The following is a 14710-nucleotide window of genomic DNA, read 5'->3' as shown; positions in this document are numbered from 1 at the left end:
CCAAGGCGATGGCCTACGGGGAGTTCAAATACGGCGCGGCGAAGAACTGCCGGCATGTGCTGTGCATCACGCTCGGGACGGGGGTGGGCGGGGCGCTGATCCTGGATGGGCGGCTGTATCGCGGGGCGCAGCTCGCGGCGGGGGAGATCGGGCATGCGAGCATCGATTACCGGGGGACGCCGGGGCTTTACAACAACCCGGGCGACCTGGAGGTCTTCGTGGGCAACCACCGCATCGCGGCGCGGGCGGCGCAGCTTTACAAGGTGGCCGGGCGCGATGTGCCGGTGGAGGAGTGCACGCCCTTCGACCTGCAAAAGGCGGCCGAGGCCGGCGACAAGATCGCGAAGCAGATGTGGGAGAATGTGGGCCTGGAGCTGGGCTGCGCGCTGGTCAATACGATCTGGCTGCTCAATCCCGATGCGATCGTCATCGGCGGCGGCGTGGCGAAGGCGGGTGAGCTGCTGTTCGATCCCATCCGGCGGACGATCCGGGAGCGCACCCTGCCCCTCTTCCACGAAAACCTGCGCATCGTCCCCGCGGCGCTCGGAAATGAAGCGGGGATCATCGGCAACGCGACCCTGGCGCTGGAGGCGGCGGGGTAGGTTCGATTGGCCCCATTGGCCCTGTTGGCCCTGTTGGCCCTGTTGGCCCTGTTGGCCCTGTTGGCCCCATTGGCTGGGTTGGCTGGGTTGGCTGGGTGGGCTCCATTGGCTCTGTTGGCTCCATTGCCGAAAATCCCCATTTAATCGCAAAAAAAGCGCATTTTATTTTGAACGACCTCTCACAACGTCTGTCGAATCGTGCAAGTTTAGGGGATTTCCGGGTCGTGCATGTGCTTTTCGATTTAGCTGTGAATCGTTTCCTTGGCATGCACGGCCCGGATTCTTTTTTTAGCCCTCTCTCGTTTGATCCCTGACCCGGCTCCCAGTTCCCGCCCCGCCTCTCCCAGTTCCGGCCTTTTCGGCCTCCGAGGCTTTTTGATCGACGCACCCGAATACGGCAAGCTGCGCTCGTGGAGCGATGGCGGGTTGGTCATCGACGACGGCCAGATCATCGAGATCGGCGACTACGAAACGCTCGCCCGCAAGCCGCGCGCCCAACCCGTGCGCTGGCTGCAGTCGAAGCGCGTCGCCATCTTCCCCGGGCTCATTGACCTGCACGCCCACCTGCCGCAGTACCCGGCGGTGGCGCGCGGCACGAGCGAGCTGCTCCCCTGGTTGCGCACGCAGATCTTTCCCCTGGAGCGCGAGTTCACCGGTCCCAAGGGCAAGCGCGAAGCCGCGGCCTTTTTCCCCGAGCTGGCCCGCCACGGCACGACCACCGCGATGCTTTACACCGCCATCTACGAAGACAGCACCGAGGCGGCCTTTCACGCGGCGGCCAAAAGCGGCCTGCGCATCATCATGGGCAAGATGATGATGGACGTGGGCAGCTACGGAAATCTCCAGCCGACGAAGGTCGTGTCCATCTCGCTCCACGAAAGCGAGCGCCTGTGCAAGGCGTGGCACGGCGCGGCGAATGGCCTCATCGAATACGCCTTCAGCCCGCGCTTCGCCGTGGCCTGCAGCGAGAAGCTCATGCGCGGCGCCGCGGAGCTGGCCACGCAACACGGCGCCTATCTCCAGACGCATCTCGCGGAGAACCGCGAGGAGATCGAGAAGGTGCGCAACCAGTTCACCTGGGCGCAGGATTACACCGAGGTCTACGAGAAATGCGGAATGCTCGGCCCGCGCACGGTGCTCGGCCATTGCATCCATCTCAGCGACCGCGAACGCGCCGCTCTCGCCTCGGCGGGTGCCAGCGTCGCCCACTGCCCGAGCGCCAATCTCTTCCTCCGCAGCGGCATCCTCCCCTTGGAAAAGATCCGCGCCGCCGGCTTGCGCGTGGGCCTCGGCAGCGATGTCGCCGCCGGGCCGGAGCTGAATCTCTGGCAGGTCATGCGCTCGGCCATCGAGTCGCAAAAGGCGCGTTCCTTTTACGAGCCGGACACGCCGATTCCCTCGCCCGCCGCCGCGCTGCACCTGGCCACCCAGGGCGCTGCGGAGGCCCTCGGCAAGGGCGCCACGATCGGCAGCTTCGAGATCGGCAAGGAAGCCGACCTCACGATCATGGATTTCGGCGCGCTGCTCCCCTATCGGCAGAATGCCAAAAACGCCGCCGATCTCACGGCCGAAGACGTCGCCAGCCTGTGCATCTACCGCGGAGGTCCGCACGCCGTGCTCGAGACCTTCGTCCGCGGACGCAGCGTCTATCGCGCGCCGGAGCCGGAGTTGTTCTAGGAGGCGGACGACTACGGCATTGCCGCAGACCACAGGCGGCATTTAGGGTCGCAGTCGTGCCTGAACAGCCGCCACTTCACGTTTTGCCCGTCGCCGCTCGCACGACGCACGATCCGATCGCCATCGCACTCGCCGAGGACATCGGTCGCGGCGATCTCACGTCGCGCTATTTCGTGGGCCTCGAACGCCGGACCGCCCGCCTGTTTACGAAGGAACCCGCCGTGGTCGCCGGCGTCGAGGTCGCCGCCGAGGTCTTCAAGCGCGTCGACCCGCAGGCCGAGATCGCGATCCTGCGCGCTTCCGGCAGCCACTTGGAAAAAGGGCAGACGGTGCTCGAAGTCACCGGCTCCGTGCGTTCGATCCTCACCGCCGAACGCGTCGCCCTGAATTTCCTCCAGCGTCTTTCCGGCGTGGCGACCCTCACGCGCCGTTATGTCGACGCCGTCGCCGGCACCAAGGTCCGCATCCTCGACACCCGCAAAACCACGCCCGGCCTGCGCGCCTTGGAAAAGGCCGCGGTCGTCGCTGGAGGCGGGCACAATCACCGCTTCGGTTTATTCGACATGGTGCTCGTCAAAGATAACCACCTCGCCGCCGAGACGGAGTTGCGGCATCTGCAAGAGGCGATCCGCAAATGCCGTGCGGAGAATCCCGGCCTGCGCATCGAGCTCGAGGCCGACACGCTCGACCAGGTGCGGCGCTTTCTGACGTTGATGGGGGTCGACGTCATCCTGCTCGATAACATGCGCCCCGCCGAGCTCGTCGAGGCGGTGCGGTTTGCGGGCGGACGCGTGCAGTTGGAAGCCAGCGGCGGGGTCTCCCTCGAGACCGTCGCCGAGATCGCCGCGACCGGCGTCGATTTCATCTCCGTGGGCGCGCTCACTCATTCGCCGCGCGCCATTGATTTCTCGCTGGAACTCACATGAGCGGTCTCGACGCGCGCATCCTGGCCATCTTGCACGCGTCGCAGGTGCATCTCTTCGCCACCGACCTCGCGGGCCAGCTCGGCGCGCCACTCGCCAACATCGAGGCCCGGCTGACGGAACTGCGCAACGCGGGCTTTGAGATCGAGGAGCGCCCCGGTCTCGGCTTCCGGTTGCTGCGCTCGCCCGATCGTCTCATTGCCGACGATCTGCACGCGCGCCTCGGGCCCTGCGCGCTGGCGCGCGAAATCGTCGTCTTCGCCGAGACCGCCTCGACCAATGACTCCGCCACGCAACGCGGGCGCCAGGGCTCTGCGGGCGGGCTGGTCATCTTCGCGGAGCGGCAGACCGCCGGCCGCGGGCGCTTCGGCCGCGCCTGGGCATCGGCCCCCTACCGGGGTCTCTGGTTTTCCCTGCTGCTGCGCCCGGAGTTCCCGACCAACGCCTGGCCGCGCCTCACGACCTGGGCCGCCGTCTCGCTCGCCGCCACGATCGAAAGCTCCCTCGGCCTGGCGGTATCCATCAAGTGGCCGAACGACATCTTCCTTTCCGGCAAAAAGATCGCCGGCATCCTCGCCGAAAGCGGCACCGACGTGAACGGCCAGCCCTTCGCCGTGGTGGGGATCGGCGTGAACGTGAACCACGCCCCCGGCGATTTTCCTGCGGAACTCGCCGGCAAGGCCGCGTCCCTGAACATGGTCACCGGCCGCACCATCGACCGGCCCACCCTCGCCGCCAATCTGCTGCGCGATCTCGATGCGCGGCTGCCGCAGATCGCCTCGGCCTTTCCCGACATGATCGCCGAAGCCGCCCGCCGCAGCCTGCTGCTCGGACGCTGGGTGCAGGTGCAATCCGGCCACACCATCATGGAAGGCCGGGCGGAGGAACTCGACGCCGATGGCCACCTGGTCCTGCGCGGCTCGAACGGCTCCCTCAATCGCCTGAGCGCCGGCGAGGTGACCGTGATCGCCAACTGAACGGCCGATCGAAATAGGGCATTTTGGGCCTCCAATAGGCGGTTTTCCGCAATGGAGCCAATGGAGCCCACACAGCCAATGGAGCCCACTGGGCCCACCGGACCAAATAGGGGCCGAAAGTTCGCCCCGCCCTACGTATTTCAACGGTTTCCAAAAACATCACCCCCCAAGCACGGCTTCTGCTTTTTCATATCTGGCCCTCATGCAGATCGAACACTCGGAATTTCAGGACCAGCTCGTGCGCGGGTTGGCGCACCGGATGAACAACATCCTCACCCTCTTTCATGGGTACCTCGGACTGCTGATGGAAAACCAAAAGCTCGACCGCGACACCCGCGAAGGCCTCGCCAAAATCAAGGAAGGCGCGCGCGCCGCTTCCGAGCTCATGGACCGCACCCACTCGCTCGTCCGCCCGCCGGCCGTCGTCTGGCGCGAGATCAAGCTCCACGATTTCATCCACATGCTCAAGCCGTCCTTCGACGCCTTGTGCGGACCCCACACCAAGCTGCGCCTGGAATGCCCGGATGACTTGCCCGCCATTTGGGGCGACGCGACCCGGGTGAAATCCGCCATTTTCGAAGTCGTCCGCAACGCCATCGAGGCCACCTTTACCGGCGGCGATGTGAAGATCGTCGTCAGCTCCGCGCACAAGCCCCCCGGCACCCCCGCCAAGCAGGCCCTCCAGTGGGTCTCCATCACCGTGACCGACGAAGGCCCCGGCATCCCGGTGGAAATGCGGGAGCGCATCTTTCAGCCGTTCTTCTCGACCAAGAAAAAGCAAAACGCCACCGGCCTCGGCCTCACCGTCGCCACCGGCTTCGTCCAGCAGATGGGCGGCATCCTCCGTTTCGAGAGCGTGCCGGGCAAAACCGCTTTCCAGATGCTGCTCCCCTCCCGCTCGGAGAACTCGTAGACTCGTAGAAGCGTGGACTCGTAGGAAAGCGCGGACGCAGAACTCCGGGGAGCGCACTCGTCCCGAGTGCTGGTTTCGGCGTCCCGCCGAAACGAACTTCCGCCTCCGACGCCACAGCCATAACGCGCGTTGGTCTTTCATAGCCCCGCCCGGGGGGAAGTCCGCAAAGGCGGGGACGCCTTCGCCAACACTCGGGACGAATGTGCTCCCCGGATTTTTACTGCCACGCCCGGCAGGGATCCGACACCGTAAATGCCACGAATTGGCATTACGAAGTCCGGAGCATATCTTACACGGAGGCGCCGGCCCCGGAAAAAATGGACCTTTACCAGCCTTGACTCGCCTTGACCGGCTTTGACCAGGCTAATTTTACCCTGAGCCGGCAATAGGCCAATCAAGGCCGTTGGCAGCCCGATCCGCAGGCAAACGGGATGTCTTAATGCATTTCATTTGCATCAAGCTACTTGCCGCTTTGGATGTATCAAAGAACCTCTCCCCTCCCCTCCGGAATACCCCGAAGCCGGCGTTTCACTCCATCCCATTTCAAGCCTCGATAGTCGCATGACATTCCCGAAAAGTCAAGCACAAAATGATAGGCAGGGCGGGCGGCGAGGCGCCCCCCTCCCCATGAGAAAGCCATTCTCGTAGACGACGGTGGCGTTGGCACGGCGAACTTCGACAATCGCAGCTTCCGGCTGAACTTCGAGATCACCCTGCTCTTCGCCGAACCGTCCGCCCTGCGGCAGATGGAAGCGATGTTTGCCGACGACTTCACCCGCAGCACGCGCACGATAGCGACGGATTTCACCGCCCGCCCGTGGTGGTTTCGTTTCGCCGCCCGCTCGTCACGCCTGATGGCGCCGGTGCAGTAAGTTCGCCGCCTTCTCGGACGCGCGCGCCTCAGGGTTTTGATCTGCCGCGCGCCTGATCACCTACCCCCGACCTCGAAGCAAAATCGCTTCGAGCAACATCTGGCTGTTCTTCCCCCGCCACTCGACCGCCACGTCCTCGGGGTTGAGGTAGCGGAAGCCCAATTGCTGGAGCGCAATTGAATCGCCGGAATCTGGTTGATGCGATCTTCGAGAAAGGGGTGCGGACACCGCAATGACGATTTAATCGATCAATCGCCTGGTTGAACCACGGAAGAGCATGCTTGGAAGCTCACGGTGCGGGACCGACATGTCATGGTAGCTTCTGCTCTCACGATAAACCTCCAAAATCCACCGCTCACAATTTTGGATCCATTCATTCCACAAGCCAGGCAGAACGTCCTGGGCGATTCCATTCTCTGCAAACATGTCTCCGATGAATTTAGACGCGTCGTAGAACAAGCCCTCCGCGCCATCTGGGCATCATCGTCGCGACGACGGATGAATAAGGGCGGGTTCAGCTCACGCAGCTCCCCATCTTCGTTTCGTGCGGCTTTTGTTGCAGACACAAAGTCCACCGTGTTGATGAAGAGATAGTAAGCAATGATCGCGGCGAGGGTATCTTCCTCGCTACCAAATAGTTTCCAAAGCCAATTCCATTGGCGAACGGCCATTTGAAGAAAAGTCCACCCCAGCGTGCATGTGTGTTCAAGGGAGTCGGGCCAACCGATGAATTGGCGGCTCCGGAACAGGGGGTGCGCATCTCTCCCGGATTGCTGTTCGGCAATCGGCGTGACGGCAAGATTGTATGCGATTTCCGGACGATGCCGGCTCAGCGCGAGAGCCCCGAGCAAGGCTTGATAAGCGAACAGGACGAGATCGGGAAGCATAACCCAAAAGGTGTTACCGCCTCGCTCCCATCCCTTCGGTTTCCTGAGCGTGTCCAATAGGCTCAATTGATTGTGGAACCGTTCGTCTTTCGAATCGAAGACCCCAAAAGCCGCCGCAAAGAGACCACCGTGCGTTGCCACCGCGGGGAGAAAGTACCCCGGGAGATCTTTTTTAAGAGTGGGAAAGCTGCTCTGATTGTTCTCTTTCCACAAGAGGATGGCTCGGGCGGCATCGCTTCGCTGCTTTTGGATTAATTCCCGCCACTTGGCGAAATCACCGGCGTTCGCGAACGCTAGGGCGCGTTCGTAGATGGCGAATGGTTCGGCTTCCGTGATTTCATCCGTAGCAACAGAGTCCTGTTGTAGAGTTGGGGCAGCAGCGGTAAAAGGATTCCTCCCGAGCGGAGGTTTCTCAAACCGCGGAGCGTCCTGGATGTTACGCGCCAGTTCTTCTAGCTTTTCCGTAAAAAGCGCATCCTTGCTGAAATCGACAAAGTATCTCGTTGAGACGCACGCCGGAAGCGTTCCTTTTTCGCCAGACTGCCGGATGAGCGGAATGAATTTGCGCGTCCCCAAGTCCTGTACGAGTTCACTGGTAACGACCATCGCTTCGTATCCGGCTCCGCCTTTTCCGTCATCCACCTTCCGGACGTACTGCTCGGTGCAAATCATGATCACCCGGCCCGCTCGACGCACAGATTGCTCCATGAATTTCGGGACTTCGTCACCAGGACCGATCTCCCATTGGTCGAGGATTACATTGATCCCCACCCCGAGAAGCGCCGTTGCCAACTCGCGAACCCACGTTTTGTGGTCCTCGGAATCGTGCGAATAGGAAATGAAAACAAGAGGCTGCGTCTTGGTGTTTTCTTTTTTGGTGTCCTCTCTCATCTGTCTTACCTCCGGTTTAGGCAACGCGTGTTGACTGGCAAGCTACGAGTGAAGATATCCGCCGGATGGTGCCCTAATTTGCGCTCGTGCCCAAGCTCCTGCTTGGGCACGCACTTGTCTGCGAAGCTCCAGCTTTGTCGACCGAGCGGCCCTCGGGGCCTGTTGCCCGGCAACGATCTCTGGTAGACACTGCCCTCAGAGTGAACGTCACAGCAACTGATACGAACCTTACCCCTCACTCGAAGTTTCTCATGGAAATCAAAAGAAGTGGCTCCCAACCTTCCGCGAAGGGCCCGGCCGATTGGTTTACCGGTACCGTGCGTATCGATCCGCTGTTCCCCGCCACGGAGCCGGCCCGGGCGGCAGGCAACGCGGTAACGTTCGAGCCCGGCGCCCGCACCGCCTGGCACACGCATCCGCTGGGGCAGACGCTGATCGTGACGGCGGGCTGTGGCCGGGTGCAACGCTGGGGAGGGCCGATCGAGGAAATCCGGCCGGGCGACGTGATTTGGTTCCCGCCGGGCGAGAAGCATTGGCACGGCGCCGCGCCCACGACCGCGATGACGCACATCGCCATTCAGGAACAGCTCAACGGGAAGCCCGTGGAGTGGATGGAGAAAGTGACCGACGAGCAGTACCTAGGCTGAACCCGCGATGTGCCGCATTTGGACGCCGGAGGCGTTGCGGAGATTAACCGGTCGGCGTCAGCCACCGGAATAGAATCCGAAACGGATACGCCCCAACGGGGCGGCAGAAATCCACTGCCCTCTCCGGGGCAGATGCGCGTGACAATCGTTACCGGTGGCTGACGCCGACCGGCTAATCTCCATTACGCCTCCGGCGTCCAGAACCGCTTCAGTTCCGGCAACGCTTCACCTCGAAAACACATCGCGAAAGAAGCCGCGCAGGCTCATCTTTTTCTGCTCATTTTCGCAATCGCTTCGGCATGCACTTTAGCCTGCGCTTTAATTTGAACCTTCGCTGAAATACTTTGTTTTTCGTCTATCAAATCCGGATAGCTCACCGGGAGGGTATTTAGCAAAGGTAGGGACTCTTCTTCCATTCCCAGATTGGCCAGACAGATCGCTGCCGTGAAAACAGAATAGTCCGCTTTAACGTGGCGGGGTGCCCTGTTTAGGAAATCGGACAGTAGCTGAAGGCACTCCACATCGCGCCCGGCCTCGTATTCGCAAATGGCCTTGAAGAACAGCAGTTCCGGGTCGTGTTTCTCCAAATCTGGGATACATCCGAGCAGATGCTCTGCTTCGTCGTATTGTTCAGACGCAATCAGTTCGTAGATGTTATCTATGATAACTTTGAGCGAGTCGGGATCGGACGGCATATTTCAATTGTGTTGTCGCGTCACATCAACTGGTATGCGTCCACGTCCACCGTCACGAAGACGTCTTCGGGAAAAGTGAGTTTGTCGATAACCGCGCGGAGGTGGCGGCTCAGGCGGAGGATGGAGCGGGTGCGGAGCATGAGATGATAGCGATAACTGCCGTGGGATTTTTCCAGCGGGGCGGGCGCGGGTTCGCTAAGGGTGACGCCGGGGGGAAGTTCTTCCTTCAGGCGGCGGTGCAATGTTTCGGCGGAAAAGCTGGCGCGCTGCTGGTGCGTGGAGCGGATGATGATGAGCACCATGTGGGTGAAGGGCGGGTATTCCCATTGGCGGCGGAACTCGATCTCCTGTTCCCAAAAGCCGTCGAAATCGTGATGGCGCGCGTGCTGGATGGAGGGGCTGAACGGGGTGAAGGATTGCACGAAGACCTCGCCTTCGACGTCGCCGCGGCCGGCGCGGCCGGCGACCTGGGTGAGCAATTGGAAGGTGCGTTCGCCGGCGCGGAAGTCGGGCAGGTGCAGGCCGAGGTCGGCGTTGATGATGCCGACGAGGGTGACGTTGGGGAAGTGCAGGCCCTTGGCAATCATTTGCGTGCCGACGAGGATATCGATCTTGCCGACGCGAAAGGCGGTGAGCGTTTCGCGGAAGGCGTCGCGCCGCTGCATGACATCGGCGTCCATGCGCTTGACTACGGCCTTGGGGAAGAGGCGGCTGACGGCGTCCTCCACTTTTTCCGTGCCGGTGCCGGTGTACTTGATGCCGGGGTCGCGGCACTCGGGGCACTTGGCCGGGGCGACGGCCTGGTAGCCGCAGATGTGGCAGACGGTGCGGGCGGCAGCGCGGTGAAAGGTGAGGGCGACGGAACAATTCGGGCACTCGCAGACGTGGCCGCACTTTTCACAAATCAACGACGTGGAGAAGCCGCGCCGGTTGAGGAAGAGGATGGTCTGCTCGCGTTTGGTGATGCGGTCGTTGATCGCGGTGATGAGCTTTTCCGAAAGGATCGCGCCGTGTTTCTTCGATTCCATGCGCAGGTCGACCACGCGGATGAAGGGCATCTTCTTGTCATCGACGCGGGCGACCATGCGCAGCAACTCGTACTTGCCGGTCTGCGCATTGTGAAAGCTCTCGAGCGACGGCGTGGCGCTGCCGAGGACGATGGCGCACTTCTCCATGCTGGCGCGGAGGACGGCGACATCGCGGCCGTGGTAGCGCGGCGTTTCCTCCTGCTTGTAGGTGTTCTCGTGTTCTTCATCGACCACGATGAGGCCGAGATTCGCGCACGGGGCGAAGATCGCACTGCGCGCGCCGATGACGATGCGCGCCCGGCCGTCGCGGATCTTGTGCCACTCGTCGTGCCGCTCGCCTTCGCTGAGATGCGAGTGCAGCACCGCGACCTCGTGCCGCGTGGTCGCGAAGCGCGACTTGAAACGCTCGACCGTTTGCGGCGTGAGTGAAATTTCCGGCACGAGCATGATGGCCGACTGGCCGCGTTCGAGGACGAGGTGGATGCCCTGGAGATAGATCTCGGTCTTGCCGCTGCCGGTGACGCCGTGCAGCAGGATCGGCTTGGGGGCTTCACCGGGTGTGTGATCGATCGCGCGGCGCAATTGCTCGAAGACGGCCAGTTGTTCCGGATTCATGGCCAGCGGGGCGGCGTGGACGAAAGATTCGTCGCCGAATGGGTCGCGTTCGACGCGTGAGGCCTCGGTCACGATGAGCCCTTTCTTCACCAGCGCCTGGACCACGGCGTGCGAGGCGTCGCACTTCTCGGCGAGGTCGGTGACGGAAACGGGTTGGGCAGCCTCGATGAGATGGTCGAGCACGCCGGCCTGCAACGGCGCCTTCTTGCGGATCTTCTCGATCTCGTCTTCGTCCACTTCGCGAGCGAGGCGTGCGAAGAGCCGCGTCTGGTGCCCTACTTCGGCTTTGCGGATCACATTCGGCAGCACCGCCTTCATCGCCGCTTCCAGCGAGCAGCAGTAGTAATCCGCCATCCAGGTGCCGAGCTTGAGCAGCAGCGGGCTGAGAATCGGCTCGGCGCTCACCACCTCGGACATGAGCTTCACGCCGGGGACATCCGTCTCGTCGAGCAGCTCGATGACGGTGGCCAGGGCCGTGCGAGTGCGCACGGGCACCCGGACGCGCGCGCCGGGCTGGAGCACAGCCGCGACCGCCTCGGGAAGCTCATAATCAAAAGCCTTCCCGGCGGAATCGTCGACCAGCACGCGCGCATATCTCGGCATGCGTGGAAGATGCGATGAGGCGGTTTTTTGTCGAAGTTTTTTGTCCCGCTGTTTGACTACGCGCACCTCATGGCCCGTTTTCTCCGACGCCTCGTCCTTGCCGTCATCCTCGCTGCCCTCGTCGCGGTAGGCGTGGTCTTGGGCACGGCGCCCGACCCGACCTACCGGTTGCAGTCCTGGCTGGCCGGTTCGCGCTACACGCGCTACGACGCACTGATCGGCGATCTGGCGCGCAAACGCGGCGTCGACCCGCTCCTCATCAAGGCCATCGCGTGGCGGGAAAGCGCCTTCCAGACGGAGAAGGTGGGCACGAGCGGCGAGCGTGGGCTGATGCAGGTGGGCGAAGCCGCGGCGCGCGACTGGGCGCAAGCGATGAAGATCGAGACCTTCGCCCCGACCGATCTCTTCGATCCCAAGACGAACGTCGACGCGGGCTCGTGGTATTTCAAAAAGGCGCTCGATCGCTGGAAGCAAAAGGCCGATCCCATCCCCTTCGCCCTGGCCGAATACAACGCCGGCCACGGCCGCGTGGAACGCTGGATCACCGATTCCGGCCGCGGCGATGAGACCACCGCCGCCGACTTGCTGGCGGCCATCGATTTCCCGAGCACGCGCAAATACATCGAGGACATCACCGCGCGCTACCGCTTCTACCAAGGCCATCCGGGCTACTAGGGAGCCCACGTTCCCAAGCAAGGAATGGCCTCGCCTCGGAAGCCGTCGACGAGTAGACTATTGCGATGCGTCCGATCCCCCTTTCCGCAATAGCCGGGGTGACCCTTGTTTTCGCGGGTCGGCTTTTCGCGCAAAATCCGGCGGTGCCCAGCGCCGCGGATTTCGAGAAGAGCGCGCGGAAGTTGCGCGAGGCGGCGCTGCTCTCCATCGAACCGCTGGTCACCGTGCCAACGGTTCCATCGGCGCCCAGGGTTTCCAGCAAGTATCCGTGGAAGACTGGGATCGTGACGACGGTCTTTTGGATCGGCAGCGCCGGGAAGGGAGAAGCGGGCAGCGGGGCGAGTGCGTGGGATCCGAAGTGGGAGACGAGCTACGGCGGATTCGACAATCCCAAGCCGGAGAAGCGCCAGCATTTCATTCCCGCGGCGTTTATCCCGCGCCTGAATCCATTCTACATCGCTCTCCCCTACAATGATGTCGCCAAGGACCAGACGAAGGCGGAAGCGAGGGTGGTGATCCCTTGGTTCAAGGAAGTTTTTGTGGAGGAAGGTAAATCGGTGTGCCGCGACCGGTGGCTGGCGATTCGCAATGCCGGGGGCAAAGTGTGCTACGCGCAATGGAGCGATTGCGGGCCGTACGGCAGCGATCATTGGCAATATGTCTTCGGCAACGAGAAGCCGAAACCGAATGCCAATGGCGGTGCCGGCCTGAACGTCTCCCCAGCGGTGCGGGAATACCTCGGTCTCATCACTACCGATGTGACCGACTGGAAATTCGTGGAGGCGCAAGATGTGCCCAACGGACCTTGGGCGCTCTACGGGACCAACAATCCCCTTCTCCATCCAGGACCGCGACGTTTCGACCAGGAGGCCAAAGCCACTCCGTCACCACCGTCCCCTTCTCCACGGTAGAAAACATGACGCGTTCGCTCCAAAATTTCCTCGGCGTGTGCCTGGCTGCCGCCGCACCCGGCGTCCAACGACTGCTCGCCAGCTTCACCATCAAGCCGGCGCCGTGACGGGCGAAAGTGAGAGGTTGACAGCGCTCAGATTCGACGGAAAGTAATTCCAGCTCCAACGAATCCCGGCACCTACCCGGCAAAAATCGTTGGAGCCTTTTTATCGGCCGATGGAGCCGCTTAGGAAGCGACGTTACCCTTCGGTCCGTCCTTCACCGGGCGCTGTTTCTGGAACTTTCGGGTCAGTTCCTCCACTTGCTTCGGCGTGAGTCCCATCTTCTCGGCCTGCGTCCCGAGACATTCGTCGCACAAGCCATGCGTCAAGCGCAGGTCGGTGTGTTTCGCGACATAAGCGCTGAATTCGCTCCAGTAGTTTTCCTCGTCGCGCACCCGGCGGCAGCAGGCGCACATCGGCAGCAGGCCGGTCAATTGCTTCACCTCGGCCAGCGCCTCGGTGAGTTTGCGATTCGATTCGAGGAGCGATGCGTTGCTGTCCCAGAGCTGATGCTCGCTTTCCCGCAGCGCCCGCGTCGCTTCTTCGCGCTTGCGCTGGTTCCAATAGGCGCGGGAGTGATAGCGCAAACGCGCCAGCAGTTCGATCCGGTCCACGGTCTTCACGATGTAGTCATTCGCCCCGAGACTGAAGGCGATGCTTTTGGTCCGTGCGTCTTCCTGGCCGGAAAAGACGACAACGGGAGTCTCCTTGGTCGCGGGATTCGCGCGGAAGCGGCTGATCATGGTGAGGCCGTGGTCCCCGGGCATCGAAAGATCCTGCATGATCACCGTGGGCTGGATTTGATTGGCCTGCGCGAGTGCTTCGTCCACGCGCTGGCAGTAGTGAAACTCCAGGTCTTCTTCCGCCTCGAGCAGACCACGAAATAACTCCGCCTCGATCAACTCATCATCAACCAGTAGAATGACGACCCCATCGTCCCGATCCCGGATAAAATCGACGCGCGAACGCACATTCATGTGCCCGCAGTATCATGCCATTCTGGTGCGTGACAAGTGCCGGCTCGCAGCGCCGTCTCTGAACTGCACACCAGTAGCAGGAAGGTTATACATAGTTATACGTATAACTTTAAACATTGTAGTGCACTCCGCTGCCCACCAGTCACCGGGGTATCTCCCTTTTCTCCGCCACCGGGCAAACTGGCTAGGGCTTAACGCAGGCCCGCACGCATTGGTCGATTTCCTCGATGCTGACGGGCTTCACGAGAACAGGATGGCCGTTCAGGTGGGTGCAAAAACGCCCTTCGTCATCCCGCGGCACCGTCGCCGTCACGAACGCGATGGGGATGTGGTGCAGTTTCGGATGCGCCTCAAAAGATCTGGCCAGGGAGTCTCCGCTGATCTTCGGCATGAAACGATCCAGGAGAATAATGTCGGGCTGGAATTCCGCAGCGGTCTCCAACGCCCGGAGTGGATCGTTTTCAGTCCGAATCTCGTAGTGGCTGGCCGCCAGCTTGAGCAAACGCGTAAACCCACACTCGTCATCCACCGCGAGGATCTTCGTTCGATGAGAGAAAGGCCAGGTCTTCATACAGGCAAATGCAAAACAGCACTGCGCGCTTTGTAGTCGATAGTCTTCACCCTGACAAGCCAAATATCGGCCGGTATTTAACGAAAGCGGTTTCTCGCCGCTTCCCGAAGCGGGCTCGGAATTCTCAAGCAAACGCGGCGTTTCAGGATCTTAGCCCGGATATTTCATCCTTTCTGCAAAAAGTTAGCGAAGTCCCCGCGGTAA

The 14710-nt window shown here is 62.0% G+C and carries 14 protein-coding genes and 1 pseudogene; 10 read left to right on the top strand and 5 right to left on the bottom strand.

The features are described from left to right. The 6 genes and pseudogenes from ABJF10_RS21030 to ABJF10_RS21005 all read left to right on the top strand — a co-directional run. On the top strand, positions 1–602 hold a 602-nt coding region (locus ABJF10_RS21030), incomplete at its 5' end, for an ROK family protein (RefSeq protein WP_348546575.1). A gap of 375 nt (positions 603–977) precedes the next feature. Then, positions 978–2279, top strand: a complete 1302-nt coding sequence (locus ABJF10_RS21025; RefSeq protein ID WP_348546574.1) for a guanine deaminase — start codon at positions 978–980, stop codon at positions 2277–2279. 83 nt (positions 2280–2362) lie between these two features. Then, positions 2363–3205, top strand: a complete 843-nt coding sequence (nadC, locus tag ABJF10_RS21020; protein ID WP_348546573.1) for a carboxylating nicotinate-nucleotide diphosphorylase — start codon at positions 2363–2365, stop codon at positions 3203–3205. After that, positions 3202–4179, top strand: coding sequence for a biotin--[acetyl-CoA-carboxylase] ligase (locus ABJF10_RS21015; protein WP_348546572.1), 978 nt, complete (start codon positions 3202–3204; stop codon positions 4177–4179). Before nadC ends, ABJF10_RS21015 begins: the two co-directional genes overlap by 4 nt. A 202-nt stretch (positions 4180–4381) precedes the next feature. Beyond that, entirely contained in the window at positions 4382–5092 is a 711-nt protein-coding gene (locus ABJF10_RS21010) for a HAMP domain-containing sensor histidine kinase (RefSeq protein ID WP_348546571.1), read from the top strand. A gap of 635 nt (positions 5093–5727) precedes the next feature. Beyond that, positions 5728–5847 (top strand): annotated as a pseudogene (locus ABJF10_RS21005) (hypothetical protein); the annotation flags it as partial. A 365-nt stretch (positions 5848–6212) separates the two neighbouring features. On the opposite strand, the gene ABJF10_RS21000 reads toward ABJF10_RS21005, so the two are convergent. Continuing rightward, on the bottom strand, positions 6213–7742 hold the full coding sequence (locus ABJF10_RS21000) for a toll/interleukin-1 receptor domain-containing protein (protein ID WP_348546570.1): 1530 nt from the start codon (positions 7740–7742) through the stop codon (positions 6213–6215). Positions 7743–7993: 251 nt separating this feature from the next. On the opposite strand from ABJF10_RS21000, the gene ABJF10_RS20995 reads away from it, so the two are divergent. Next, positions 7994–8389 (top strand): cupin domain-containing protein, encoded by a 396-nt coding sequence (locus tag ABJF10_RS20995; RefSeq protein ID WP_348546569.1) that lies wholly within the window; start codon positions 7994–7996, stop codon positions 8387–8389. 263 nt (positions 8390–8652) lie between these two features. Here ABJF10_RS20995 and ABJF10_RS20990 read toward each other — a convergent pair whose 3' ends face one another. Next, positions 8653–9084: a hypothetical protein gene (locus ABJF10_RS20990; protein WP_348546568.1), complete on the bottom strand. Its 432-nt coding sequence runs from the start codon at positions 9082–9084 to the stop codon at positions 8653–8655. Positions 9085–9104: 20 nt separating this feature from the next. Continuing rightward, on the bottom strand, positions 9105–11330 hold the full coding sequence (gene priA, locus ABJF10_RS20985) for a primosomal protein N' (RefSeq protein ID WP_348546567.1): 2226 nt from the start codon (positions 11328–11330) through the stop codon (positions 9105–9107). A gap of 69 nt (positions 11331–11399) precedes the next feature. Between priA and ABJF10_RS20980 the strand changes: the two genes are divergently transcribed. Beyond that, complete coding sequence (locus ABJF10_RS20980; protein WP_348546566.1) at positions 11400–12005, top strand: transglycosylase SLT domain-containing protein; 606 nt, start codon at positions 11400–11402, stop codon at positions 12003–12005. 65 nt (positions 12006–12070) lie between these two features. Beyond that, on the top strand, positions 12071–12916 hold the full coding sequence (locus ABJF10_RS20975) for a hypothetical protein (protein WP_348546565.1): 846 nt from the start codon (positions 12071–12073) through the stop codon (positions 12914–12916). A gap of 227 nt (positions 12917–13143) precedes the next feature. On the opposite strand, the gene ABJF10_RS20970 is transcribed toward ABJF10_RS20975, so the two are convergent. Both ABJF10_RS20970 and ABJF10_RS20965 read right to left on the bottom strand, forming a co-directional pair. Beyond that, positions 13144–13935, bottom strand: coding sequence for a response regulator (locus tag ABJF10_RS20970; protein ID WP_348546564.1), 792 nt, complete (start codon positions 13933–13935; stop codon positions 13144–13146). 184 nt (positions 13936–14119) lie between these two features. Beyond that, a complete protein-coding gene (locus tag ABJF10_RS20965; protein WP_348546563.1) occupies positions 14120–14506 on the bottom strand; it encodes a response regulator in 387 nt (128 codons plus the stop codon). Positions 14507–14514: 8 nt separating this feature from the next. Between ABJF10_RS20965 and ABJF10_RS20960 the strand changes: the two genes are divergently transcribed. Continuing rightward, a partial coding sequence (locus ABJF10_RS20960; protein WP_348546562.1) for a hypothetical protein occupies positions 14515–14710 on the top strand: 196 nt, incomplete at its 3' end.

This window comes from Chthoniobacter sp., from assembly GCF_040003245.1.
Classification (GTDB): Bacteria; Verrucomicrobiota; Verrucomicrobiia; order Chthoniobacterales; family Chthoniobacteraceae; genus Chthoniobacter.
The sequence above is the reverse complement of the archived record's forward strand: the minus strand, read 5'-3'. Positions and strand labels throughout refer to the sequence as shown.

Excerpts from the sequence above, each read along its gene's own strand:
- ABJF10_RS20980 (WP_348546566.1), top strand. The coding sequence starts at position 11,400 with ATGGCCCGTTTTCTCCGACGCCTCGTCCTTGCCGTCATCCTCGCTGCC.
- priA (WP_348546567.1), bottom strand. The coding sequence starts at position 11,330 with ATGCCGAGATATGCGCGCGTGCTGGTCGACGATTCCGCCGGGAAGGCT.
- ABJF10_RS21015 (WP_348546572.1), top strand. The coding sequence starts at position 3,202 with ATGAGCGGTCTCGACGCGCGCATCCTGGCCATCTTGCACGCGTCGCAG.
- ABJF10_RS21010 (WP_348546571.1), top strand. The coding sequence starts at position 4,382 with ATGCAGATCGAACACTCGGAATTTCAGGACCAGCTCGTGCGCGGGTTG.
- ABJF10_RS21000 (WP_348546570.1), bottom strand. The coding sequence starts at position 7,742 with ATGAGAGAGGACACCAAAAAAGAAAACACCAAGACGCAGCCTCTTGTT.
- ABJF10_RS20995 (WP_348546569.1), top strand. The coding sequence starts at position 7,994 with ATGGAAATCAAAAGAAGTGGCTCCCAACCTTCCGCGAAGGGCCCGGCC.
- ABJF10_RS20970 (WP_348546564.1), bottom strand. The coding sequence starts at position 13,935 with ATGAATGTGCGTTCGCGCGTCGATTTTATCCGGGATCGGGACGATGGG.
- ABJF10_RS20975 (WP_348546565.1), top strand. The coding sequence starts at position 12,071 with ATGCGTCCGATCCCCCTTTCCGCAATAGCCGGGGTGACCCTTGTTTTC.
- ABJF10_RS20965 (WP_348546563.1), bottom strand. The coding sequence starts at position 14,506 with ATGAAGACCTGGCCTTTCTCTCATCGAACGAAGATCCTCGCGGTGGAT.
- ABJF10_RS20990 (WP_348546568.1), bottom strand. The coding sequence starts at position 9,084 with ATGCCGTCCGATCCCGACTCGCTCAAAGTTATCATAGATAACATCTAC.